Source organism: Variovorax paradoxus (assembly GCF_009498455.1).
Classification (GTDB): Bacteria; Pseudomonadota; Gammaproteobacteria; order Burkholderiales; family Burkholderiaceae_C; genus Variovorax; species Variovorax paradoxus_H.
In genome coordinates this window covers 1,889,943-1,910,495 of sequence record NZ_CP045644.1, presented here as the reverse complement: position 1 = coordinate 1,910,495, position 20,553 = coordinate 1,889,943, and the positions used below count along the sequence as shown (strand labels likewise).

The following is a 20,553-nucleotide window of genomic DNA, read 5'->3' as shown; positions in this document are numbered from 1 at the left end:
CACGCCGCGCGGGCCCTCGGGCCTCTGCAGAGAAGCCCTCGTTGACAACAGATTGTTTATGCCTAAACTATTCAACCATGAACAGCTTGACCTCCCCCCGCCTCGCGCCCGCCTCGGACCTCCAGCGCATCCTGTGCATCGGTGGGGGTCCGGCCGGCCTGTATTTCGCCCTGCTGATGAAGGCCCGCAACCCGGCGCTGCAGATCACCGTGGTGGAGCGCAACCGCCCCTTCGACACCTTCGGCTGGGGCGTGGTGCTGAGCGACCAGACGCTGGGTAACCTGCGCGCGGCCGACGGCCCCACGGCCGCGCTCATCGGCAACGAGTTCCACCACTGGGACGACATCCAGGTCTTCTTCAAGGGCCGCCAGGTGCGCTCGGGCGGCCACGGCTTCTGCGGCATCGGCCGCAAGCGCCTGCTGAACATCCTGCAGGAACGCTGCCTCGAACTCGGCGTGGAGCTGGTGTTCGAAACCGACGCCACCGACGACCAGGCGATTGCCGCGCAGTACAAGGCCGACCTCGTCATTGCCAGCGACGGCCTCAACAGCCGCATCCGCCAGCGCTACGCCGATGTGTACAAGCCCGACGTCGATCTGCGCAACTGCCGCTTCGTGTGGCTGGGCACGCACCAGACCTTCGACGCCTTCACCTTCGCGTTCGAAGAGACCGAGCACGGCTGGTTCCAGGCGCACGCCTACCAGTTCGACGACAAGACCTCGACCTTCATCGTCGAGACGCCCGAAGCCGTGTGGAAGGCCCACGGCCTCGACCAGATGGAGCAGCCCGAGGCCGTTGCCTTCTGCGAGAAGCTGTTCGCCAAGTACCTGGGCGGCCACGCGCTCATCAGCAACGCCACGCACCTGCGCGGCTCTGCCAACTGGATCCGTTTTCCGCGCGTGGTGTGCGAGCGCTGGACGCACCGCATCGACGTCGACGGCCGCTCGGTGCCCGTCGTGCTCATGGGCGATGCCGCGCACACGGCGCACTTCTCGATCGGCTCGGGCACCAAGCTCGCGCTCGAAGACGCGATCGACCTGGCCAACGAATTCGAACAGGGCGGCACGCTCGACCATGTGCTCGAAGGCTATGAAGCACGCCGCAGCGTCGAGGTGCTGAAAATCCAGAACGCCGCGCGCAACTCCACCGAGTGGTTCGAGAACGTGCCGCGCTACACGGGCATGGAGATCGAGCAGTTCGCCTACTCGCTGCTCACGCGCTCGCAGCGCATCAGCCACGAGAACCTGCGCGTGCGCGACACGCAATGGCTCGGCGGCTACGAGCAGTGGCTGGCAGGCGGCAAGGCGATGGCGCCGATGCTGATGCCGCTGAAGGTGCGCGGCGTCGAGCTGAAGAACCGCATCGTGGTCTCGCCGATGGCCACCTACAGCGCGGTCGACGGCGTGCCGCAAGACTTCCTGCTGGTGCACCTGGGCGCACGCGCGCTCGGCGGCGCTGCGATGGTCTGCGTCGAGATGACGAGCCCGACGCCCGAAGGCCGCATCACGCCGGCCTGCACGGGCCTGTACAACGACACGCAGCAGGCGGCGTTCAAGCGCATCGTCGACTTCGTGCACACGCAGTCGAGCGCGAAGATCGCGATCCAGCTCGGCCACAGCGGCCCCAAGGGCTCGACGCGCGTGGGCTGGGAAGGCACCGACGAGCCGCTCGAAAGCGGCAACTGGCCGCTGCTCGCCGCGAGTGCCCTGCCGTACGGCGAACAGAACCAGCTGCCGGCCGCGATCACGCGCGCCGAGATGGACACGCTGCGCGACCAGTTCGTCGATTCGACGCGCCGCGCGGTCGAATGCGGCTTCGACTGGCTCGAGCTGCACTGCGCGCACGGCTACCTGCTGTCGGCCTTCATCAGCCCGCTCACCAACCAGCGCACCGACGAATACGGCGGTGACATCGAGGCACGCTGCCGCTACCCGCTCGAAGTGTTCCGCGCCATGCGCGCCGTGTGGCCCGCCGACAAGCCCATGAGCGTGCGCATCTCGGCGCACGACTGGGCGCCCGGCGGCAACACCGATGCCGACGCCGTGGTGGTTGCACGTCTCTTCAAGGAAGCCGGTGCCGACTTCATCGACGTGTCGTCGGGCCAGACCACGCGCGACGCCAAACCCGTGTACGGCCGCATGTACCAGACGCCGTTCGCCGACCGCATCCGCAACGAGGTCGGCATCTCGACCATCGCCGTGGGCGCCATCACCGACGCCGACCAGGCCAACAGCATCATCGCGGCCGGCCGCGCCGACCTGTGCGCCGTGGCGCGCCCGCACCTGGCCGACCCCGCATGGACGCTGCACGAAGCCGCCAAGCTGCAAAGCCGCGACGTCGACTGGCCCAAGCAGTACCTGAGCGGCCGCGACCAGATGTACCGCGAGATCGCCAAGCAGCAGCAGATCGCCGCGGCCACCGCGGCCGCAGGCCGCGCGGCCGACACCGAAGAGACCCACTGACATGGACCTCGAAGCACGCGCCCACAGCGAGCATCCCGAGGCGCTGCGCCTCTGGCTGCGCCTGCTCACCTGCACGCAGCTGGTGGAAAAGCAGGTGCGCAACGGACTGCGTGCGCAGTTCGCCACCACGCTGCCGCGCTTCGATCTCATGTCGCAACTCGAGCGTTCGCCCGACGGCCTGAAGATGAACGAACTCTCGCGCCGCATGATGGTCACAGGCGGCAATGTCACCGGCATCACCGACCAGCTCGTGACCGAAGGGCTGGTGGAACGCATCAACGTCGAGGGCGACCGCCGCGCTTGGCGCGTGCGCCTCACGCCGCGCGGACGCAAGCTCTTCAACGAGATGGCGCAACAGCACGAAGACTGGATCGTCGAGGCTTTTTCAAGCCTCAACCCCAAGGAGATCGCGCAGCTTCACAAGCTGCTCGGCAAGGTCAAGCAACATTCCCACAGCAGCCAATTGGCGGAGACCGCATGAAGCACTACATCGGCGCAAGCAATCCCATGCGCGCGCAATTCGAACCCAAGGCCGACTACAAGGCCGAGCACTTTGCCTGGCGTTTCGAGGCCGGCGTCGGCACCATCACGCTGAACCGCCCCGAGCGCAAGAACCCGCTGACCTTCGACTCGTACGCCGAGCTGCGCGACCTGTTCCGCGCGCTGACCTACGCAACCGACGTGAAGGTGATCGTCATCACCGGCGCCGGCGGCAACTTCTGCTCCGGCGGCGACGTGCATGAAATCATCGGCCCGCTGACCGGCATGCGCATGCCCGAGCTGCTCGAGTTCACGCGCATGACGGGCGACCTCGTGAAGGCCATTCGCAACTGTCCGCAGCCGATCGTCGGTGCGATCGACGGCGTGTGCGCCGGCGCCGGCGCGATGATCGCGCTGGCCTGCGACCTGCGCTACGGCACGCCCGCCACGCGCACTGCGTTCCTGTTCACCCGCGTGGGTCTGGCCGGCGCCGACATGGGCGCCTGCGCGCTGCTGCCGCGCGTGATCGGCCAGGGCCGCGCCTCGGAGCTGCTGTTCACCGGTCGCGCCATGACCGCCGACGAAGGCCAGTCCTGGGGCTTCTTCAACGCACTGCACGACAGCGCCTCGCTGCTCGACGCCGCCACCAAGGTGGCGCGCGACCTGGCCGAAGGCCCGAGCTTCGCGCACGGCATGACCAAGACCATGCTCGCGCAAGAGTGGTCGATGACCATCGACCAGGCCATCGAGGCCGAAGCGCAGGCGCAGGCGATCTGCATGCAGACCGAAGACTTCAAGCGCGCCTACGAGGCCTTCGCGGCCAAGCGCAAGCCGGTGTTCGGCGGAGACTGACGCGCATCATGATGACCAAGATCCCCGCCCCACCTTCGACCGCGCACCTCGCGCTGCCGTTCTTCGACGACGCGCACCGCGCGCTCGCCAACGACCTGCTGCCCTGGTGCGCCGCACAGGAGATCGATGAGCGCGACGACCGCGCGGCCTGCCGTGAATGGGTGCGCCGTCTCGGCGACGCCGGCTGGCTGCGCTACGCGGTGCCCGGCAGTGCCGGCGGCGCGCTCGAACGCCTCGATTCGCGCGCGCTCGTGCTGCTGCGCGAGACGCTCGGCTACCACTCGCCACTGGCCGACTTCGCGTTCGCGATGCAGGGCCTGGGCAGCGGCGCGATCACGCTGGACGGCACGCCCGAGCAGCAGTCGCAGTACCTCACGGCCGTGGGCCAGGGCAAGAAGATCGCGGCCTTCGCACTCAGCGAACCCGAAGCCGGCTCCGACGTGGCAGCGATGGCGATGCGCGCCGAGCCCACCACCGACGGCTGGTGCCTGAACGGCGAGAAGACCTGGATCAGCAACGGCGGCATCGCCGACTTCTACTGCGTGTTCGCGAAGACCGACCCCACGGCCGGCACGCGCGGCATCACGGTGTTCATCGTCGACGCGACGACGCCGGGGCTCGACACCTCGGCCCATATCGACGTGATGGCACCGCACCCGCTGGCCACCCTGCGCTTCGACAACTGCATCGTGCCGCGCACGGCGCAGCTGGGCACGCTGAACGGCGGCTTCAAGCTCGCGATGCGCACGCTCGACATCTTCCGTGCGTCGGTGGCTGCTGCTGCGCTCGGCATGGGTCGCCGTGCGCTCGCCGAAGCCATCGCGCATGCCAAGGGTCGCCGCATGTTCGGCCAGACGCTGGCCGACTTCCAGCTCACGCAGGCCAAGCTCGGCGAGATGGCCGCGCTGATCGACAGTGCCGCGCTGCTGACCTATCGCGCCGCGTGGATGCGCGACGACGCCGAGCGCCGTGGTGCACCGGCGGTCGGCGACGTGTCGGCCGCTGCGGCCATGGCCAAGATGTGCGCCACCGAGAACGCGAGCCGCGTGATCGACATGGCGCTGCAGATGCATGGGGGACTCGGCGTGAAGGTCGGCACCAAGATCGAAAGCCTGTACCGGGACATCCGCTCGCTGCGCATTTACGAAGGCGCGACGGAAGTCCAGCAACTGATCATCGGCAAATCCGTTCTGCGGGGGTGAAATCGTGTCTGCCCAAGTCGATCGCTTCGTTCATGACCGCCTGCCGCCTGCCGCGCAGCTGCCGGTCTTTCGCTACGACCTGCCCGAGCTGCAGTTCCCCGACCAGCTGAACCTGGTCGAGGAGCTGCTGGACAAGGCGGTCGCCAAGGGCTTCGGCGACAAGCCGATGCTGCGTTCGCCCGCCGGCGTGCTCACCTACGCCCAGGCGGGCGTCGAGGTGAACCGCATCGCCCAGGTGCTGGTCGAGGATCTCGGGCTCGTGCCCGGCAACCGCGTGCTGCTGCGCGGCGGCAACTCGGTGTGGATGGCGCTGTCGTGGCTGGCCGTGGTCAAGGCCGGGCTGATCGCGGTGGCGACGATGCCGCTGCTGCGCGCCAAGGAGCTCGGCGAGATCATCGAGAAGGCGCAGCCCGTGGCCGCGCTGTGCGAAGGCCGCCTGCTCGACGAACTGGTGGCCGCGCAGCAGGCGCACCCCGTGCTCGCGACGGTGATTGCGTTCAACCAGCCCGATGCGCCCGATTCGCTGTCGGCGCGCGCAGCCGGCAAAAGCGGCGTATTCACCGCCTGCCCCACCGCGGCCGACGACATCGCGCTGCTCGCCTTCACCTCCGGCACCACGGGCAAGCCCAAGGCGCCCGTCACCACGCACCGCGACGTGGTCGCCATGTGCCAGACCTGGCCGCGCCACGTGCTGCGTGCGCGCAGCGACGACATCGTGGTCGGCACCCCGCCGCTGGCGTTCACCTTCGGGCTCGGCGGCCTGCTGATCTTCCCGATGTGGGCCGGTGCGTCGGTGTATTTTCCCGAGGGCTCTTTCTCACCCGAAGCGCTCGTGAAGCTCATCAACGAGGTCGGCGCGACCATCTGCTACACCGCGCCCACTTTCTATCGCCAGATGGCGCCGTTTGTCCGGCAGCACGGGGCGCCGAGCCTGCGCATCTGCGTGAGCGCAGGCGAGGCGCTTCCCGACGCCACGCGCCAACTCTGGAAGGACACCACCGGCATCGAGATGCTCGACGGCATCGGCGGGACCGAGGTGTTTCACATCTACATCTCGGCCGCCGGTGACGAGGTACGCCGCGGTGCCGTCGGCAAGGCGGTGCCGGGGTTCACGGCCAAGGTGGTCGACGACCAGGGCAACGAAGTGCCGCGCGGCACGGTCGGCAAGCTGGCGCTGCAAGGGCCGGTCGGCTGCCGCTACCTCGACGATCCGCGCCAGTCCGATTACGTGAAGAACGGCTGGAACTACCCTGGCGACTCGTTCGTGCAGGATGACGACGGCTACTTCTTCTATCAGGCGCGTGCGGACGACATGATCATCACGGCCGGCTACAACGTCGGCGGCCCGGAGGTCGAAGATGCGCTGCTCAAGCACCCGGCCGTGGCCGAGTGCGGCGTGATCGGCAAGCCCGACGCCGACCGCGGCATGATCGTGAAAGCCTTCTGCGTGCTCAAGCCCGGCAACACCGGCGACGCAGCGATGGCGAAGGCGCTTCAGGACCACGTGAAAGCCACCATCGCCCCCTTCAAGTACCCGCGGGAGATCGAGTTCGTGACGGCGCTGCCGCGCACCGAAACCGGCAAACTCCAGCGCTTCAAATTGAGACAACTCAACAGCGAGACACCATCATCATGACGAACAAACTGATTCAGCCTCCCGGCTGGCTGCCCCCGAAGGGCTATGCAAACGGCATCGCCGCGCGCGGCACGCAAGTGTTCGTCGGCGGCCAGATCGGCTGGAATGCCCAGCAGCAGTTCGAATCCGACGACTTCATCGACCAGTGCGGCCAGGCGCTGCGCAACATCGCCGAGGTGCTGCGCGAAGCCGGCGCCGGTCCCGAGCACATGGTGCGCATGACCTGGTACGTGACGGACCGCGACGAGTACAGCCGGCGCCTGTCCGAGCTCGGCCCGGTCTACCGCGACGCGCTGGGCCGCAACTTCCCTGCGATGACCTGCGTGCAGGTGGCGGCGCTGGTGGAGCACCGCGCGAAGGTGGAGATCGAGGTCACGGCGGTCATTCCGGACTGATCCTGCGCTTGGGCTGCGCCTCATCGCAGTCCCTCAGGCGCCTTCACTGCGCACGTTCTCGAAACCGGTCCTTTGCGGGGCCGGTCCAGAAACAGAAAAGCCCTCTTCGCGAGGGCTTTCTTTTGCGTCGGATTTCGACCGGGAATTTCCAAACGAATTTGGCCAAAGAAAAAGGCCCTTTGATTTCTCAAAGGGCCTTTTAAATTGGTTGCGCGAGCAAGATTTGAACTTGCGACCTTTGGGTTATGAGCCCAACGAGCTACCAGGCTGCTCCATCGCGCGGCAAGTATAAATTATAGCTTATTCAGCGGCGTTTTGCTCAGCGCCAGCATCTTTAATTTCAGCACGGTCGACCAGTTCGACGAGCGCCATCGGCGCGTTGTCGCCCACGCGGAAGCCCATCTTCAGAATGCGGGTGTAGCCGCCCGGACGCGCTGCGAAACGCGGGCCGAGTTCGCCGAAGAGCTTGACGACGCTGTCGCGGCTGCGCAGGCGGTCGAAGGCCAGGCGCTTGTTGGCGAGCGTGGGCTTCTTGGCGAGCGTGATCATCGGTTCGATGACGCGGCGCAGTTCCTTGGCCTTGGGGACCGTGGTCTTGATGACTTCGTGCTCGATGAGCGAATTCATCATGTTCTGCAGCATCGCAAGGCGGTGCGAGCTGGTGCGGTTGAGTTTGCGAAGTCCGTGTCCGTGACGCATGGTGCTTTTCCTTTACTTTATTAAACAGGCAGCCGTATCAGGTACTGCCCGGGCACGAGCCCTCAGGGGCTCAATTCAAACAAAAATCAACGCTTGTCGAGACCGGCCGGCGGCCAGCTTTCAAGCTTCATACCAAGGGTGAGGCCGCGCGAAGCGAGGACTTCCTTGATTTCGTTGAGCGACTTGCGACCCAGGTTCGGGGTCTTGAGCAGCTCGTTCTCGGTGCGCTGGATCAGGTCGCCGATGTAGTAGATGTTTTCGGCCTTCAGGCAGTTGGCCGAACGCACCGTCAGTTCGAGTTCGTCGACAGGTCGCAGCAGGATCGGATCGAATTGCTGGGCGCTGCGCGGTGCGGGTGCGTCGAATGCAGCGAGTTCGCCGCCTTCGAGCTGCGCAAACACGGCGAGCTGTTCAACCAGGATTTTAGCCGATGCACGAACGGCATCTTCGGCGCTGATCGCACCGTTGGTCTCGATCTCGACCAGCAGCTTGTCCAAGTCGGTACGCTGTTCGACCCGGGCGCTTTCGACGGTGTAGCTCACGCGCTTGACGGGCGAGAACGACGCGTCGAGAACGATGCGGCCGATCGACTTGGTCGGCTCGTCGGCGTAGCGACGCATCGTGCCGGGCACGTAGCCGCGACCCTTTTCGACCTTGATCTGCATGTCGAGCTTGCCGCCTTGCGACAGGTGCGCGATCACGTGGTCAGGGTTGATGATCTCGACGTCATGCGGGGTCTGGATGTCCGATGCGAGGACCGGGCCTTCGCCGTCCTTGCGCAGGCTCAGCGTGACTTCGTCGCGGTTGTGGAGCTTGAACACCACGCCCTTGAGATTCAGCAGGATGTTGACGACATCTTCCTGCACGCCGTCGATCGACGAGTACTCATGCAGAACGCCAGCGATCGTGACTTCGGTGGCCGAGTAGCCGACCATGGACGACAGCAGAACGCGACGCAGCGCGTTGCCGAGCGTGTGGCCGTAGCCGCGCTCGAAAGGTTCGAGCGTGACCTTGGCCTTGTTGGCGGCAAGTTGCTCGACCTGGATGGTCTTGGGTTTCAGCAGGGTGGTTTGCATGCAGACTTCCTCTCAATACCCCCGGCTCGTTACACCGGTAAGGCTGGTGAAGCGCCTGATCCGCAACAGAGTGCGGAGCAGGAACGTGAACAACAATATCAATCTCCCGCCGGCGCAAAGACGCGCAGGCGGGTAGAGAAAATCAACGCGAATACAGTTCGACGATCAGCGATTCGTTGATGTCGGCTGCGAATTCGTCGCGATCCGGGACCTTCTTGAAGGTGCCTTCGGCCTTGTCGGCGTTCACATCGACCCAGGCCGGCATGCCGACTTGTTGGGCGAGTTGCAGCGCTTCGACAATGCGGTTCTGCTTCTTCGACTTTTCGCGCACGGCGATCACGTCACCGGTCTTGACCAGGTACGACGGGATGTTGACCGACTGGCCGTTCACGGTGATCGCCTTGTGCGACACGAGCTGGCGTGCTTCGGCGCGCGTCGAGCCGAAGCCCATGCGGTAGACCACGTTGTCCAGGCGCGACTCGAGGATGAACAGCAGGTTGGCGCCGGTGTTGCCACGGCGGCGATCGGCTTCTTCGAAGTAGCGGCGGAACTGCTTTTCGAGCACGCCGTACATGCGCTTGACCTTCTGCTTCTCACGCAGCTGCAGACCGTAGTCGGAGGTGCGCTGACCCGAGGTGCGACCGTGCTGGCCGGGCTTGGAGTCGAACTTGGCCTTGTCCTGGATCGAACGGCGGGCGCTCTTCAGGAACAGGTCGGTGCCTTCACGGCGGGAAAGTTTGGCCTTGGGGCCGAGGTAACGTGCCACGGTATTTCCTTGGTGTCATCTGCCGCAGTTGCCTGCGGGAGCCGTCGGCGGATGTGCCGATGGCGGTGGGCTTAGTGAAAAAACAAATGCGCAGCCGCTCGAAAGCTGGCTGCGCCTTGCGGACTGACGATCAGATGCGGCGACGCTTCTGGGGACGGCAGCCGTTGTGCGGAACGGGCGTCACGTCGGCAATGGAATTGATCCGGATGCCGAGCGCAGCCAGGGCGCGCACCGACGACTCGCGACCAGGACCGGGGCCCTTGATCTCGACGTCGAGGTTCTTGATACCTTGTTCGACAGCAGCACGGCCGGCCACTTCGGAAGCGACCTGCGCAGCGAACGGGGTCGACTTGCGCGAGCCCTTGAAGCCCTGGCCACCCGACGAAGCCCACGACAGGGCGTTGCCCTGGCGATCGGTGATCGTGATGATGGTGTTGTTGAACGAGGCATGCACGTGGGCGATACCGTCCGCAACGTTCTTGCGAACCTTCTTGCGAACGCGCTGTGCGGCGTTGTTTGCAGGTGCTTTAGCCATGCTTGTCTATCCTTATTTCTTCAGGGACTGCGCAGCCTTGCGCGGACCCTTGCGGGTGCGGGCGTTGGTGCGCGTGCGCTGGCCGCGCATCGGCAGGCCGCGACGGTGACGGAAGCCGCGATAGCAGCCGATGTCCATCAAACGCTTGATGTTCATCGTCGTCTCGCGACGCAGATCGCCTTCGATCGTGAACAGAGCGATCTGGTCGCGGATCTTTTCGAGATCGGCGTCGGTCAGATCCTTGATCTTCTTCGAATATTCGATGCCGCTCGCTTCGCAGATTTGACGGGCGCGGGTGCGACCGATACCGAAAATGGCGGTCAGGCCGATTTCAGCGTGCTTGTGCGGCGGGATGTTGATGCCAGCAATACGTGCCATGTGCGTCCTCTAATACTCTTCAATCAACCCTGGCGCTGCTTGTGGCGCGGGTCGGTGCAAATCACACGCACCACACCTTTACGGCGGATGACCTTGCAATTACGGCAGATGGTTTTGACCGAAGCCGAAACTCTCATTTCATTCTCCTAAAACTGTTTAACGTGGCGGTACACCGCCCACACCCAAATTCTCAATACTGAAACTCACAGCCCTACGATGTCTTGAAGTTAGCCTTCTTCAGCAGCGATTCGTACTGCTGGGACATCATGTAGTTTTGCACCTGGGCCATGAAGTCCATCGTGACGACCACGATGATCAGCAGGGAGGTACCACCGAAGTAGAACGGGACGTTGTACTTCAGGATCAGGAACTCGGGCAGCAGGCAGACGAAGGTGATGTACACCGCGCCAGCCAACGTCAGGCGAACCAGAATCTTGTCGATATAGCGAGCGGTCTGGTCACCCGGGCGAATGCCAGGAATGAACGCACCACTCTTCTTCAGGTTGTCGGCCGTTTCCTTGCTGTTGAACACGAGTGCCGTGTAGAAGAAGCAGAAGAAAACGATCGCAGCAGCGTACAGCAGCACGTAGATCGGCTCGCCCGGACGCAGTGCGCTGGCGATGTCCTTGATCCAGCGGAAGCCACCGTCACCGGCGCTGAACCAGCCCACCACCGTTGCCGGCAGCAGAATGATCGACGACGCGAAGATCGGAGGAATCACACCGGCCATGTTCAGCTTCAGGGGCAGGTGCGACGACTGACCGCCGTAGACCTTGTTGCCAACCTGGCGCCGCGCATAGTTCACGAGGATCTTGCGCTGACCGCGTTCCACGAACACCACGAAGTAAGTGACCAGCACCACGACAGCGATGATGAAGAGCGCGACGATGGGGTTCATCGCACCGGTCGTCACCAGCGAAGCCAAGCCACCGATGGCACCCGGGAGACCGGCCGCGATACCTGCAAAGATCAGGATCGAGATGCCGTTGCCCAAGCCGCGTTCGGTGATCTGCTCGCCGAGCCACATCAGGAACATCGAACCAGCGGTCAGGCTCACCATGGCGGTCAGGCGGAAGCCGAAACCGGGGGCGATCACCAGACCAGCCGACGATTCGAGGGCCACTGCGATGCTGAACGACTGGAACAGGGCCAGGCCGAGTGCGCCATAGCGCGTGTACTGCGTGATCTTGCGGCGACCAGCCTCGCCTTCCTTCTTCAATTGCTCGAAGGTAGGAAGCACGTAGGTCATCAGCTGCATGATGATCGACGCCGAGATGTACGGCATGATCCCCAACGCGAACACGGTGAAACGCGACAGCGCCCCGCCCGAGAACATGTTGAACAGGCTCAGAATGCCGCCCTGCTGGCCCTGGAACAACGCTGCCAGCTGGTCCGGGTTGATACCCGGCACAGGAATGTGCGCGCCAATCCGGTAGACCACGAGCGCGAGCAGCAAAAAGACGAGCCGACGACGGAGGTCGCCGAACTTGCCTGTTTTTGCGATCGTTGCCGCGTTAGTTGCCACGAAGAACTTCTTTCAGTCCGAAGGTGATCAGGCGAAGCTGCCGCCGGCCGCTTCGATCGCAGCCTTGGCACCAGCGGTCGCACCCACGCCCGTCAGCTTGACGGCCTTGGTGAGTTCGCCGGTCTTGATGATCTTGACGACCTTGGCGAGCTGGCCCACGAGGCCGGCTTGCTTCAGTGCCAGGACATCGACTTCGGCCAGGCCGAGCTGCTCGAGAGCAGTCAGCGTGACTTCGGCGTTGTACTTCAGCAGGTGCGACTTGAAGCCACGCTTCGGCAGGCGACGCTGCAGCGGCATTTGACCGCCTTCGAAGCCGACCTTGTGGAAACCGCCTGCGCGCGACTTCTGGCCCTTGTGACCGCGACCTGCGGTCTTGCCGATGCCGGAGCCGATACCGCGGCCGACGCGACGCTTGGCGTGCTTGGCGCCAGCTGCCGGCTTGATGCCATTGAGTTCCATATCAGTCTCTCTTACAGAACTTTGACCAGATAACTGATCTTGTTGATCATGCCGCGCACTGCGGGCGTGTCTTGCAGCTCGCTCACGCTGTTGAGCTTGCGCAGGCCGAGGCCACGCACGGTCGCGCGATGCGATTCCTTGGTGCCGATCGGGCTCTTCACCAGCTGCACCTTGAGGGTTTGTTGTTGCGTCATTTGAATGCTTCCTTCAGCCTTGCGAGAGCTTGCGCTCAGGCGAAGATTTCTTCGACGGTGAGACCGCGCTTGGCAGCCACATTGCCGGCCGTCGTCGAGTTCTTCAACCCGTCGAGCGTGGCGCGAACCATGTTGTAGGGGTTCGACGAACCATGGCTCTTGGCCACGATGTCGGTGATGCCCATGACTTCGAACACGGCGCGCATCGGGCCGCCGGCGATGATGCCGGTACCCTTGGGAGCCGGATACATCACGACCCTGGCGGCACCATGATGGCCTTGCACCTGGTGGTGCAGCGTGCCGTTCTTGATCGCAGCCTTGAACAGGTTGCGACGGGCTTCTTCCATTGCCTTCTGCACGGCAGCAGGCACTTCCTTCGACTTGCCCTTGCCCATGCCGACGCGGCCTTCACCGTCACCGACCACGGTCAGTGCTGCGAAACCGAGGATACGACCACCCTTCACCACCTTGGTGACGCGGTTGATCGCGATCATCTTCTCGCGCAAACCGTCCTCAGGACCTTCGTTCTGCGTTCTTGCTTGAATCTTTGCCATTTTGAATCTCGTGTCCGATTAGAACTGCAGACCGGCTTCGCGGGCTGCCTCGGCCAGCGCCTTGACGCGGCCGTGGTAGGCGAAACCTGCGCGATCGAAAGCGACCTTCTCGACGCCGGCAGCCTTCGCCTTTTCAGCGATGCGCTTGCCGATGGCGGTGGCAGCGGCGGCATTGCCACCCTTGCCCGAGGCGCCGAGTGCTGCGCGCACGTCGGCTTCGGCGGTCGATGCGGTTGCGATCACCTTGGTGCCGTCGTCGGAAATGACGGTGGCATAGATGTGCAGGTTGGTGCGGTTCACCGTGAGGCGAGCCACGCCCTGCGTCGCGATCCGGATGCGGGTCTGGCGCGAGCGGCGAAGACGCTGTGCTTTTTTGGTCAACATCATTTTGCTGCCCCTTACTTCTTCTTGGTCTCTTTGATCACGATCTTCTCGTCCGAATAACGGATGCCCTTGCCCTTGTAAGGCTCAGGCGGACGAACAGCGCGGATCTCAGCGGCGATTTGACCAACGCGCTGACGGTCAGCACCCTTGATCACGATTTCGGTCGGGGTCGCGGTGGTCACCGTGATGCCTTGCGGCATGTCGATGTTGACCGGGTGCGAGTAACCGACTTGCAGGTTCAACTTGTTGTTGGACGCTGCAGCCTTGTAGCCGACGCCGACCAGGTTGAGCTTCTTCTCGAAGCCCTTGGTCACGCCAACCACCATGTTGTTCACCAGCTGACGGATCGTGCCGCTCATCGCATTCGCTTCACGCGATTCGTTGGCGGGCTCGAAGCTCAGCTTGCCGTCATTGCTGACGACATTCACCAGCGCATTGCGAGCCAGGTTGAGCGTGCCGCCCGTGCCCTTGACGCTGATCTGGTCTTCCTTGATCGACACATCCACACCTGCGGGGATGGCGACCGGCATTTTTCCTACTCGGGACATTTCAGTAACTCCTCGATGTCTCGGTTAGGCGACGTAGCACAGAACTTCGCCACCGACACCGGTAGCGCGAGCCTTGCGGTCGGTCATCACGCCCTGGGGGGTCGTGACGATCGCAACGCCGAGGCCGTTCTGGACTTGCGGGATGGCAGCGCTGGCCTTGTAGACGCGCAGGCCGGGGCGGCTCACGCGCTCGATACGTTCGATGACCGGACGGCCAGCGTAGTACTTCAGCGTGATGACGAGTTCGGACTTGCCGGCATCGGTCTTCACTTCGAAGCCGTCGATGTAGCCTTCGTCCTTCAGGACTTGTGCAATCGCGGCCTTCACCTTGGAAGACGGGATCGACACAGTGGGCTTCGCCACCATCTGCGCGTTACGGATACGCGTCAGCAGGTCGGCAATGGGATCACTCATGCTCATGTTGTTTGCTCCTGCCTGGCTTACCAGCTGGCCTTGGTGACACCGGGGATGTCGCCATTGAACGCCAGTTCGCGGATCTTGGCGCGAGCCAGACCGAATTGACGGAAGGTGCCACGCGGACGACCGGTGATGGCGCAACGGTTGCGCTGACGGGTCGGGTTCGCGTTGCGCGGAAGCTTCTGCAGGCCCAGGCGGGCTGCTGCGCGCTCTTCGTCGCTCTTCTTCGCGTCGTTGGAAATTGCCTTCAGCTCTGCGTGCTTCGCAGCGAACTTGGCAACCAGCTTGTCGCGCTTGAGTTCGCGCTGGATCAAAGATTGTTTGGCCATGGTTCGCCTCAGTTCTTGAACGGGAAACGGAAGCCAGCGAGAAGCGCCTTGGCTTCTTCGTCGGTCTTGGCCGTCGTCGTGATGCTGATATTGAGACCGCGCAGGGCGTCGACCTTGTCGTACTCGATCTCAGGGAAAATGATCTGCTCTTTGACGCCGATGTTGTAGTTGCCACGGCCATCGAATGCGCGACCCGAGATACCACGGAAGTCACGCACGCGGGGCAGGGCCACGGTGACGAAACGGTCCAGGAACTCGTACATGTGCACGCCACGCAGCGTGACCATGCAGCCGATCGGCTGGTTTTCGCGGATCTTGAAGCCAGCGATGGCCTTCTTCGACTTGGTGACCACGGGCTTCTGGCCAGCGATCTTGGTCAGGTCGGCGACAGCGTTGTCGAGGACCTTCTTGTCGGCGACTGCTTCACCCACACCCATGTTCAGGGTGATCTTGGTGAGACGCGGAACTTGCATCGGCGACTTGTAGCCGAACTTTTCCGTCAGGTCTTTCGCGATCTTTTCGCGATAGTGTTGTTGGAGACGTGCCATGTGAGTACCTCTTAGGCGAACTTGATTTCGTCGCCGCTCGACTTGAAGACGCGAACAGCCACGCGCTTGCCGTCGGCACCTTGGGTGACCTTGATGCCCACGCGATCGGCCTTGCCGGTCGCAGCATTGAAGATCGCCACGTTGGATTGGTGAATCGGCATGGTCTTCTCGACGATGCCACCGGTCGTACCCTTGAGGGGGTTCGGCTTGGTGTGCTTCTTGACGAGGTTGATGCCGTCGACGATCACATGCGAATCGTCTGCGCGCAGCGACACGACGCCGCGCTTGCCCTTGTCACGACCGGCCAACACGATGACCTGGTCGCCTTTGCGAATCTTGTTCATGGCGTTGTGTCCTTAGAGAACTTCGGGTGCCAGCGACACGATCTTCATGAACTTCTCGGTGCGCAGTTCGCGCGTGACCGGTCCGAAGATGCGGGTGCCGATAGGCTCCAGCTTGGCATTGAGCAGCACGGCGGCATTGCCGTCGAACTTGACGAGCGAACCGTCAGCACGACGGATGCCCTTGGCGGTGCGGACCACCACTGCACTGTAGATCTCGCCCTTCTTGACGCGACCACGTGGAGCGGCTTCCTTGATGCTGACCTTGATGACGTCGCCCACGCTGGCGTAACGCCGCTTGGAGCCACCGAGCACCTTGATACACAGGACGGATTTCGCGCCCGTGTTGTCGGCCACTTCGAGCCGGGATTCAGTTTGGATCATTTCTTGATATTCCCAACTTGTACCGATGAGCCTCCAGGAGGGAGACACCGCGGTCAGTCTTGGGCCCGTCGTCCACACCTCGAACCACTCGAGATGCTTCCGCTTTGGGCTGAAAGCTTCGCCTTTTGAAAGCGAAGCCCGCGATTGTGGCACCCATATCCAGGGATGTCAACTGCCTCATTACGCGAACTTCGACAGCCGCTAGACTTTGTGGCGTGCGCGCCCCCTCTCACCCCCTCATTTCGCCGCCTTCTGTGCTGCGCCGACGCCTGCTGGCGGGCGGCGCCGGCCTGCTGGGGCTGGGATCTCTGGGGCTCGCAGGATGCCGCAGCGCCGCGCCGGCACCAGACACCGGCCGGCTGCAGCGCCTGGGAGAAGCCCGCTGGGCGCATCGACTCTCTATAGAGAGCACCACAGCGGGCGGCCTCTCAGGCATCGACTACGACGCCGCCAAAGGTGAGTACCTGCTTCTCAGCGATGACCGGTCAGACTTGGCTCCCGTCCGCTGCTACACGGCACGATGGCGCCTGCCCGGCGACACCGCCCCCGAAGCCACCGGCGTTGTCCAGCTGCAACGCCCCGGTGCCGGCCCCTGGCCCGCGCGGCGCCAGGCGGTTGCCGCCCTGCCCATTCCCGACCCCGAAGCCCTGCGCCTGCGCCCCTCGGCCGGCACCCTGCTGTGGACCAGCGAAGGCGATATCGCCCGCGGTTTCGGCCCCGCCCTGTATGAATCGGCGCGCGACGGCCGCTTTCTGCGCGAATTCGCCCTGCCGCCGATGTTCGCCCCGGACCCGGCCCAACGCCGCGGCCCGCGCGACAACCTGACATTCGAGGGGCTGGCCCTCACGCCCGACGATCGCTCGGCCTGGCTCGCGATGGAAAACGCCCTGGTCCAGGACGGCCCAGCCCCAACCACCTCCGCCGCCGGCGGCCCCTGCCGCTTCACCCAGATCGACCTGTCGACCGGCCGCGCCATGCGCCAGATCGCCTACGTGCCCGACGCCATCCCGCTGCGCCCGCTGGTCCCGGGCACCTACGCCGACAACGGCGTGAGCGAGGTGCTGATGCTCGACGCCCACCGCATGCTGGTGCTCGAGCGCGCCTACGCCGCGGGCGCCGGCAATTCGCTGCGCCTGTATGAAATAGACACCCGCGCCGCCGACGACGTGCTCGCCATCGACACCCTCGCGCCCGGCAACCACCGCCCGGCCGCCAAGACGCTCGTCGCCGACTTCGCCACCCTCGGCCTCTCGCGCCTCGACAACACCGAGGGCATGTGCTGGGGCCCACCGCTGCCTGACGGCCGCCGCCTGCTGGTGGTCGTGAGCGACGACAATTTCAATCCGCTGCAAGTGACGCAGTTCGCCGCCTTCGCCTACACCGACCGACCATGACCATCGCCGTGACCTTCCTGCCCCGCACCGCGCCGGGCCCCCTGCCCCCCATCGCCTTCATCGGCGGCGGCAACATGGCCAGCGCCATCATCGGCGGCCTCATCCAGCAGGGCGTCGCAGCCGACAACTTCGAAGTGGTCGAACCCTTCGACGATGCCCGCACCAAGCTCGCCCAGTCCTACGGCATCGTGGCCCAGGCCGAGGCCACCGAAGCCCTCGCACGCTGCGACGTGGTGGTGTGGGCCGTCAAGCCCCAGACCTTCGCGGAAGCCGCCCGTCCGGTGCGCGCCTTTGCCGGCGACGCCCTGCACCTGAGCGTGGCGGCGGGCATTCCGTCCGACAGCATCGCCCGCTGGCTCGGTACCGAGCGCGTCGTGCGCGCCATGCCCAACACGCCCGCGCTGGTGGGCAAGGGCATGACCGGCCTCTTCGCGCGGCCCGGCGTCGAAGGCGCCGACCGTGCGCGCGTCGGCCAGTTGCTGGCGCCGACCGGCGAGCTGATCTGGGTCGACGCCGAACCCGCGCTCGACGCGGTGACCGCGCTGTCGGGCTCGGGTCCGGCCTACGTTTTCTATTTCATCGAAGCGATGACCGAAGCCGGCGTCGAGATGGGCCTCACGCCCGACCAGGCCCAGCGGCTGGCCATCGGCACGTTCACCGGTGCCTCGGCGCTGGCCCACAGCGCGACCGAGCCGCCATCGGTGCTGCGCGAACGCGTGACGTCCAAGGGCGGCACCACCTACGCGGCGATCACCTCGCTGGAAGGCGCGGACGTCAAGGCGCAGTTCAAGACCGCCATCCGCGCAGCGCAGACACGAGCCGCCGAGCTGGGTGAGGAATTCGGCCGCGGTTGAAGCCGGTCAGCCAGCGAGCGCGCGCGGGCCGAGAAAGAACAGCCACTCGGCCGCCAGCGTGACCGTGCCGTCCTCGAGTTCGAGCAGCACCTCTTCCTTCAACAGGAAACCGTCTTCTCCCTTGGGCGTCGCGCTGAGAATGCGCACCCGCGCCCGGAAGCGCGCACCCACCGGCATCGGCCTCACGAAGCGCAGGCGGTCGAAGCCGTAGTTCAGCGCGTGGTTCGAATCGAAGGGCAGCAGCGTGCGCATCGCCTCGCCGGTCAGCCGGATCAGGTGCGAAACCTGGAAAAAGCCCGGCACGATCGTTCCGCCGTAGCTCGCCTCGCGGGCTGCGCGCTCCGGATCGAGGTGGATCCACTCGCCTTCGCCATCGCCCGAGAGCACCGCGTACTGGTCGACCATCTGTTGTGTGATGGCATGCCACTCGGACAGGCCCTCCTGGCCGATCTTCTGTGTCAGGCGGTCGAGCATGTGCAGCCTCTTCCTTTATCGGATGGCATAGCCGGCCACGATGCCGACGAACACCGCGAAGCCCAGCCAGTGGTTTTCGCGGAAGGCCTTGAAGCAGCCGTCGCGCGTGCGGTCATGGATCAGGCGCCAGTGCCAGAGCGCCTGGGCCGCCGCCGCGGCAATGCCCATATAGAAGAGCATCCCCAGCGACCGGCTGGCACCGGCCCAGATCCAGACCGCCAGGAAGATCGCGTAGCTGGCCATCACCGCCGCCACGTCGAAACGGCCGAAGGTGATGGCCGAGGTCTTCATGCCGATCTTCAGGTCGTCGTCGCGGTCCACCATCGCGTACTCGGTGTCGTAGGCCAGCACCCAGAACAGGTTGCCCGCCAGCAGCCACCAGGCAAAAGCCGGCACCGTCGACTGCACCGCGGCAAAGGCCATCGGGATGCCGAAGCTGAAGGCGATGCCCAGCACCGCCTGCGGGATCGACACGAAGCGCTTGGCGAACGGGTAGATCAGCGTGATCGCCAGCGCCGCGAACGACCACAGCACCGTCGTGCGGTTGGTAGTGAGCACCAGTCCGAAGGACAGCAGCGCCAGCACCGCGCCCAGCCCCAGCGCTTCCTTGACCGACATCGCGCCGCTCGTCACGGGCCGTTGGGCCGTGCGCTTCACGTGGCGGTCGAACTCGCGGTCGGCCACGTCGTTGACGCAGCAGCCCGCGCTGCGCATCAGGAACGTGCCGAGCGTGAACACCACGACGAGGTGCCAGCCGGGCCAGCCATCGGCCGCGAACCAGAGCGCGCCCAGCGTGGGCCACAACAACAGGAGCCAGCCGGCCGGCCGGTTCCAGCGGATCAGATCGAGGTAGAGCGCAAAACGGCGGGCGAGAAGCATGCGAAAAGCGGCAAGGCAGACGTCAAAAGAGCGGCCATTGTGCCGCTCTTGGAAGAGGCTCCCGATGCACCGGGAGATCAGGCCGACGTCATCAGTCCTCGAGCAGCGAGCGCAGCATCCAGGCCGTCTGGTCGTGCACCGTGCAGCGCGCGGTCAGCATGTCGGCGGTCGGGTCGTCGCCGGCCTCTTCGGCCACCGGGATGAACTCGCGCGCGATGCGCGACACCGTTTCGTGGCCCTTCACGAGGATGCGCACCATCTCCATCGCCTTGGGCGGATTCAGCGGCACGTCGGGCACGGTGGCGATCTTGCTGAACTCGGCGTACGAGCCCGGCGCGTAGTGGCCCAGCGCGCGGATGCGCTCGGCGATCACATCGGTCGAGTTCCACAGCTCGGTGTACTGCGTCATGAACATCGCATGCAGCGAGTTGAAGTGCGGCCCCGTCACGTTCCAATGGAAGTTGTGGGTCGTGAGGTACAGCGTGTAGGTGTCGGCCAGCACGCGGCTCAGGCCTTCGGCAATGGCCGCGCGGTCCTGGCGCTCGATGCCGATGTTGATCAGCGGCGCGTTGCGGCTGCCCGACTCCTGCGCGACGACGGCGCCGCCCTTCTTGGGCACCTTGCCAGCGGAAGAAGCGGGCGACGGGGACTTGGTTTTTTTCGCGGGTTTGGCCATGGCGTAGAGGTCTTTCTTGAAGTTGGGTGACAACACCGAAATTCTGAAAGCCGGCGGGCGGCTTCGCAACAGCTTCACTCTATCCCAGCGATCAGCGATCCCAAACAGCCTG

28 protein-coding genes and 1 tRNA gene are annotated in these 20,553 nt (G+C 64.7%); 8 read left to right on the top strand and 21 right to left on the bottom strand.

Features of this window, described 5'->3' with window-relative positions:
- Window positions 1-77: 77 nt before the first annotated feature.
- From GFK26_RS08675 to GFK26_RS08650, 6 genes are read left to right on the top strand one after another with little or no spacing between them, the layout of a single operon-like run.
- Window positions 78-2,462 (top strand): bifunctional salicylyl-CoA 5-hydroxylase/oxidoreductase, encoded by a 2,385-nt coding sequence (locus tag GFK26_RS08675; protein ID WP_153281627.1) that lies wholly within the window; start codon window positions 78-80, stop codon window positions 2,460-2,462.
- Window position 2,463: 1 nt separating this feature from the next.
- Window positions 2,464-2,943, top strand: a complete 480-nt coding sequence (locus GFK26_RS08670) for a MarR family winged helix-turn-helix transcriptional regulator (RefSeq protein WP_056576953.1) — start codon at window positions 2,464-2,466, stop codon at window positions 2,941-2,943.
- The gene (locus GFK26_RS08665; RefSeq protein WP_153281626.1) at window positions 2,940-3,794 is read left to right on the top strand and encodes an enoyl-CoA hydratase family protein; all 855 of its coding nucleotides are present in this window, start codon (window positions 2,940-2,942) and stop codon (window positions 3,792-3,794) included. The genes GFK26_RS08670 and GFK26_RS08665 overlap by 4 nt, the downstream gene beginning before the upstream one ends.
- A gap of 8 nt (window positions 3,795-3,802) precedes the next feature.
- Entirely contained in the window at window positions 3,803-4,996 is a 1,194-nt protein-coding gene (locus GFK26_RS08660; RefSeq protein ID WP_153281625.1) for an acyl-CoA dehydrogenase family protein, read from the top strand.
- A gap of 4 nt (window positions 4,997-5,000) precedes the next feature.
- Window positions 5,001-6,632 (top strand): AMP-binding protein, encoded by a 1,632-nt coding sequence (locus GFK26_RS08655; protein ID WP_153281624.1) that lies wholly within the window; start codon window positions 5,001-5,003, stop codon window positions 6,630-6,632.
- On the top strand, window positions 6,629-7,027 hold the full coding sequence (locus GFK26_RS08650) for a RidA family protein (protein WP_056576966.1): 399 nt from the start codon (window positions 6,629-6,631) through the stop codon (window positions 7,025-7,027). The genes GFK26_RS08655 and GFK26_RS08650 overlap by 4 nt, the downstream gene beginning before the upstream one ends.
- 205 nt (window positions 7,028-7,232) lie before the next feature.
- Here the strand turns inward: GFK26_RS08650 and GFK26_RS08645 are convergent.
- From GFK26_RS08645 to rplN, 18 genes are all read right to left on the bottom strand, one after another.
- Window positions 7,233-7,309 (bottom strand) — tRNA-Met (locus tag GFK26_RS08645).
- An 18-nt stretch (window positions 7,310-7,327) separates the two neighbouring features.
- Window positions 7,328-7,726 (bottom strand): 50S ribosomal protein L17, encoded by a 399-nt coding sequence (gene rplQ / locus GFK26_RS08640; protein WP_056576970.1) that lies wholly within the window; start codon window positions 7,724-7,726, stop codon window positions 7,328-7,330.
- Between the two features lie 86 nt (window positions 7,727-7,812).
- Window positions 7,813-8,802, bottom strand: coding sequence for a DNA-directed RNA polymerase subunit alpha (locus tag GFK26_RS08635; RefSeq protein ID WP_056576973.1), 990 nt, complete (start codon window positions 8,800-8,802; stop codon window positions 7,813-7,815).
- A 142-nt stretch (window positions 8,803-8,944) separates the two neighbouring features.
- Complete coding sequence (gene rpsD, locus GFK26_RS08630; RefSeq protein ID WP_056576976.1) at window positions 8,945-9,568, bottom strand: 30S ribosomal protein S4; 624 nt, start codon at window positions 9,566-9,568, stop codon at window positions 8,945-8,947.
- A gap of 130 nt (window positions 9,569-9,698) precedes the next feature.
- On the bottom strand, window positions 9,699-10,103 hold the full coding sequence (gene rpsK, locus GFK26_RS08625; protein ID WP_009124825.1) for a 30S ribosomal protein S11: 405 nt from the start codon (window positions 10,101-10,103) through the stop codon (window positions 9,699-9,701).
- Between the two features lie 12 nt (window positions 10,104-10,115).
- Window positions 10,116-10,481 carry a 30S ribosomal protein S13 gene (gene rpsM, locus GFK26_RS08620; RefSeq protein ID WP_013544105.1) on the bottom strand — a complete coding sequence of 122 codons (366 nt, stop codon included), beginning with the start codon at window positions 10,479-10,481 and terminating at the stop codon, window positions 10,116-10,118.
- A gap of 23 nt (window positions 10,482-10,504) precedes the next feature.
- Complete coding sequence (gene rpmJ, locus GFK26_RS08615; RefSeq protein ID WP_013544106.1) at window positions 10,505-10,618, bottom strand: 50S ribosomal protein L36; 114 nt, start codon at window positions 10,616-10,618, stop codon at window positions 10,505-10,507.
- Between the two features lie 74 nt (window positions 10,619-10,692).
- Complete coding sequence (secY, locus tag GFK26_RS08610) at window positions 10,693-12,006, bottom strand: preprotein translocase subunit SecY (protein WP_056576979.1); 1,314 nt, start codon at window positions 12,004-12,006, stop codon at window positions 10,693-10,695.
- A 27-nt stretch (window positions 12,007-12,033) separates the two neighbouring features.
- The gene (gene rplO / locus GFK26_RS08605) at window positions 12,034-12,465 is read right to left on the bottom strand and encodes a 50S ribosomal protein L15 (protein ID WP_099793804.1); all 432 of its coding nucleotides are present in this window, start codon (window positions 12,463-12,465) and stop codon (window positions 12,034-12,036) included.
- Window positions 12,466-12,476: 11 nt separating this feature from the next.
- Complete coding sequence (gene rpmD, locus GFK26_RS08600) at window positions 12,477-12,659, bottom strand: 50S ribosomal protein L30 (RefSeq protein WP_019653974.1); 183 nt, start codon at window positions 12,657-12,659, stop codon at window positions 12,477-12,479.
- A gap of 35 nt (window positions 12,660-12,694) precedes the next feature.
- The gene (rpsE, locus tag GFK26_RS08595; RefSeq protein WP_099793806.1) at window positions 12,695-13,213 is read right to left on the bottom strand and encodes a 30S ribosomal protein S5; all 519 of its coding nucleotides are present in this window, start codon (window positions 13,211-13,213) and stop codon (window positions 12,695-12,697) included.
- A gap of 18 nt (window positions 13,214-13,231) precedes the next feature.
- On the bottom strand, window positions 13,232-13,597 hold the full coding sequence (gene rplR / locus GFK26_RS08590; protein ID WP_153285903.1) for a 50S ribosomal protein L18: 366 nt from the start codon (window positions 13,595-13,597) through the stop codon (window positions 13,232-13,234).
- 14 nt (window positions 13,598-13,611) lie between these two features.
- Window positions 13,612-14,145 carry a 50S ribosomal protein L6 gene (gene rplF / locus GFK26_RS08585; RefSeq protein WP_099793808.1) on the bottom strand — a complete coding sequence of 178 codons (534 nt, stop codon included), beginning with the start codon at window positions 14,143-14,145 and terminating at the stop codon, window positions 13,612-13,614.
- A 24-nt stretch (window positions 14,146-14,169) separates the two neighbouring features.
- Window positions 14,170-14,565 (bottom strand): 30S ribosomal protein S8, encoded by a 396-nt coding sequence (rpsH, locus tag GFK26_RS08580; RefSeq protein ID WP_056516708.1) that lies wholly within the window; start codon window positions 14,563-14,565, stop codon window positions 14,170-14,172.
- A 20-nt stretch (window positions 14,566-14,585) separates the two neighbouring features.
- Window positions 14,586-14,891 carry a 30S ribosomal protein S14 gene (gene rpsN / locus GFK26_RS08575; RefSeq protein WP_101491467.1) on the bottom strand — a complete coding sequence of 102 codons (306 nt, stop codon included), beginning with the start codon at window positions 14,889-14,891 and terminating at the stop codon, window positions 14,586-14,588.
- A gap of 8 nt (window positions 14,892-14,899) precedes the next feature.
- A complete protein-coding gene (rplE, locus tag GFK26_RS08570) occupies window positions 14,900-15,439 on the bottom strand; it encodes a 50S ribosomal protein L5 (protein ID WP_056576993.1) in 540 nt (179 codons plus the stop codon).
- 11 nt (window positions 15,440-15,450) lie between these two features.
- Complete coding sequence (rplX, locus tag GFK26_RS08565; RefSeq protein WP_062474813.1) at window positions 15,451-15,783, bottom strand: 50S ribosomal protein L24; 333 nt, start codon at window positions 15,781-15,783, stop codon at window positions 15,451-15,453.
- A gap of 12 nt (window positions 15,784-15,795) precedes the next feature.
- Window positions 15,796-16,164, bottom strand: coding sequence for a 50S ribosomal protein L14 (gene rplN / locus GFK26_RS08560; protein ID WP_009124801.1), 369 nt, complete (start codon window positions 16,162-16,164; stop codon window positions 15,796-15,798).
- Window positions 16,165-16,421: 257 nt separating this feature from the next.
- Here rplN and GFK26_RS08555 point away from each other — a divergent pair, with 257 nt between their 5' ends.
- Both GFK26_RS08555 and proC read left to right on the top strand, forming a co-directional pair.
- The gene (locus tag GFK26_RS08555) at window positions 16,422-17,558 is read left to right on the top strand and encodes an esterase-like activity of phytase family protein (RefSeq protein WP_153285902.1); all 1,137 of its coding nucleotides are present in this window, start codon (window positions 16,422-16,424) and stop codon (window positions 17,556-17,558) included.
- Complete coding sequence (gene proC / locus GFK26_RS08550; protein WP_153281623.1) at window positions 17,555-18,412, top strand: pyrroline-5-carboxylate reductase; 858 nt, start codon at window positions 17,555-17,557, stop codon at window positions 18,410-18,412. Before GFK26_RS08555 ends, proC begins: the two co-directional genes overlap by 4 nt.
- Before the next feature lie 6 nt (window positions 18,413-18,418).
- On the opposite strand, the gene GFK26_RS08545 is transcribed toward proC, so the two are convergent.
- The 3 genes from GFK26_RS08545 to GFK26_RS08535 form a co-directional block, all read right to left on the bottom strand.
- The gene (locus GFK26_RS08545; protein ID WP_153281622.1) at window positions 18,419-18,886 is read right to left on the bottom strand and encodes a MaoC/PaaZ C-terminal domain-containing protein; all 468 of its coding nucleotides are present in this window, start codon (window positions 18,884-18,886) and stop codon (window positions 18,419-18,421) included.
- 15 nt (window positions 18,887-18,901) lie between these two features.
- Window positions 18,902-19,765, bottom strand: coding sequence for a 4-hydroxybenzoate octaprenyltransferase (ubiA, locus tag GFK26_RS08540; protein ID WP_153281621.1), 864 nt, complete (start codon window positions 19,763-19,765; stop codon window positions 18,902-18,904).
- A gap of 91 nt (window positions 19,766-19,856) precedes the next feature.
- Window positions 19,857-20,441: a Dps family protein gene (locus GFK26_RS08535; RefSeq protein WP_153285901.1), complete on the bottom strand. Its 585-nt coding sequence runs from the start codon at window positions 20,439-20,441 to the stop codon at window positions 19,857-19,859.
- Window positions 20,442-20,553 lie beyond the last annotated feature (112 nt).

Coding starts and splice junctions, on each gene's coding strand:
- rplQ (WP_056576970.1), bottom strand. CDS start 7,726: ATGCGTCACGGACACGGACTTCGCAAACTCAACCGCACCAGCTCGCAC.
- rpmD (WP_019653974.1), bottom strand. CDS start 12,659: ATGACGCAACAACAAACCCTCAAGGTGCAGCTGGTGAAGAGCCCGATC.
- rpsH (WP_056516708.1), bottom strand. CDS start 14,565: ATGAGCATGAGTGATCCCATTGCCGACCTGCTGACGCGTATCCGTAAC.
- rplN (WP_009124801.1), bottom strand. CDS start 16,164: ATGATCCAAACTGAATCCCGGCTCGAAGTGGCCGACAACACGGGCGCG.
- rpsE (WP_099793806.1), bottom strand. CDS start 13,213: ATGGCAAAGATTCAAGCAAGAACGCAGAACGAAGGTCCTGAGGACGGT.
- rplX (WP_062474813.1), bottom strand. CDS start 15,783: ATGAACAAGATTCGCAAAGGCGACCAGGTCATCGTGTTGGCCGGTCGT.
- GFK26_RS08535 (WP_153285901.1), bottom strand. CDS start 20,441: ATGGCCAAACCCGCGAAAAAAACCAAGTCCCCGTCGCCCGCTTCTTCC.
- rplE (WP_056576993.1), bottom strand. CDS start 15,439: ATGGCACGTCTCCAACAACACTATCGCGAAAAGATCGCGAAAGACCTG.
- rpmJ (WP_013544106.1), bottom strand. CDS start 10,618: ATGAGAGTTTCGGCTTCGGTCAAAACCATCTGCCGTAATTGCAAGGTC.
- rpsK (WP_009124825.1), bottom strand. CDS start 10,103: ATGGCTAAAGCACCTGCAAACAACGCCGCACAGCGCGTTCGCAAGAAG.
- GFK26_RS08675 (WP_153281627.1), top strand. CDS start 78: ATGAACAGCTTGACCTCCCCCCGCCTCGCGCCCGCCTCGGACCTCCAG.
- GFK26_RS08650 (WP_056576966.1), top strand. CDS start 6,629: ATGACGAACAAACTGATTCAGCCTCCCGGCTGGCTGCCCCCGAAGGGC.
- proC (WP_153281623.1), top strand. CDS start 17,555: ATGACCATCGCCGTGACCTTCCTGCCCCGCACCGCGCCGGGCCCCCTG.
- GFK26_RS08545 (WP_153281622.1), bottom strand. CDS start 18,886: ATGCTCGACCGCCTGACACAGAAGATCGGCCAGGAGGGCCTGTCCGAG.
- rpsN (WP_101491467.1), bottom strand. CDS start 14,891: ATGGCCAAACAATCTTTGATCCAGCGCGAACTCAAGCGCGACAAGCTG.
- rplR (WP_153285903.1), bottom strand. CDS start 13,597: ATGTTGACCAAAAAAGCACAGCGTCTTCGCCGCTCGCGCCAGACCCGC.
- rpsM (WP_013544105.1), bottom strand. CDS start 10,481: ATGGCACGTATTGCTGGCATCAACATCCCGCCGCACAAGCACGCTGAA.
- GFK26_RS08670 (WP_056576953.1), top strand. CDS start 2,464: ATGGACCTCGAAGCACGCGCCCACAGCGAGCATCCCGAGGCGCTGCGC.
- GFK26_RS08660 (WP_153281625.1), top strand. CDS start 3,803: ATGATGACCAAGATCCCCGCCCCACCTTCGACCGCGCACCTCGCGCTG.
- ubiA (WP_153281621.1), bottom strand. CDS start 19,765: ATGCTTCTCGCCCGCCGTTTTGCGCTCTACCTCGATCTGATCCGCTGG.
- GFK26_RS08665 (WP_153281626.1), top strand. CDS start 2,940: ATGAAGCACTACATCGGCGCAAGCAATCCCATGCGCGCGCAATTCGAA.
- GFK26_RS08635 (WP_056576973.1), bottom strand. CDS start 8,802: ATGCAAACCACCCTGCTGAAACCCAAGACCATCCAGGTCGAGCAACTT.
- rplO (WP_099793804.1), bottom strand. CDS start 12,465: ATGGAACTCAATGGCATCAAGCCGGCAGCTGGCGCCAAGCACGCCAAG.
- rplF (WP_099793808.1), bottom strand. CDS start 14,145: ATGTCCCGAGTAGGAAAAATGCCGGTCGCCATCCCCGCAGGTGTGGAT.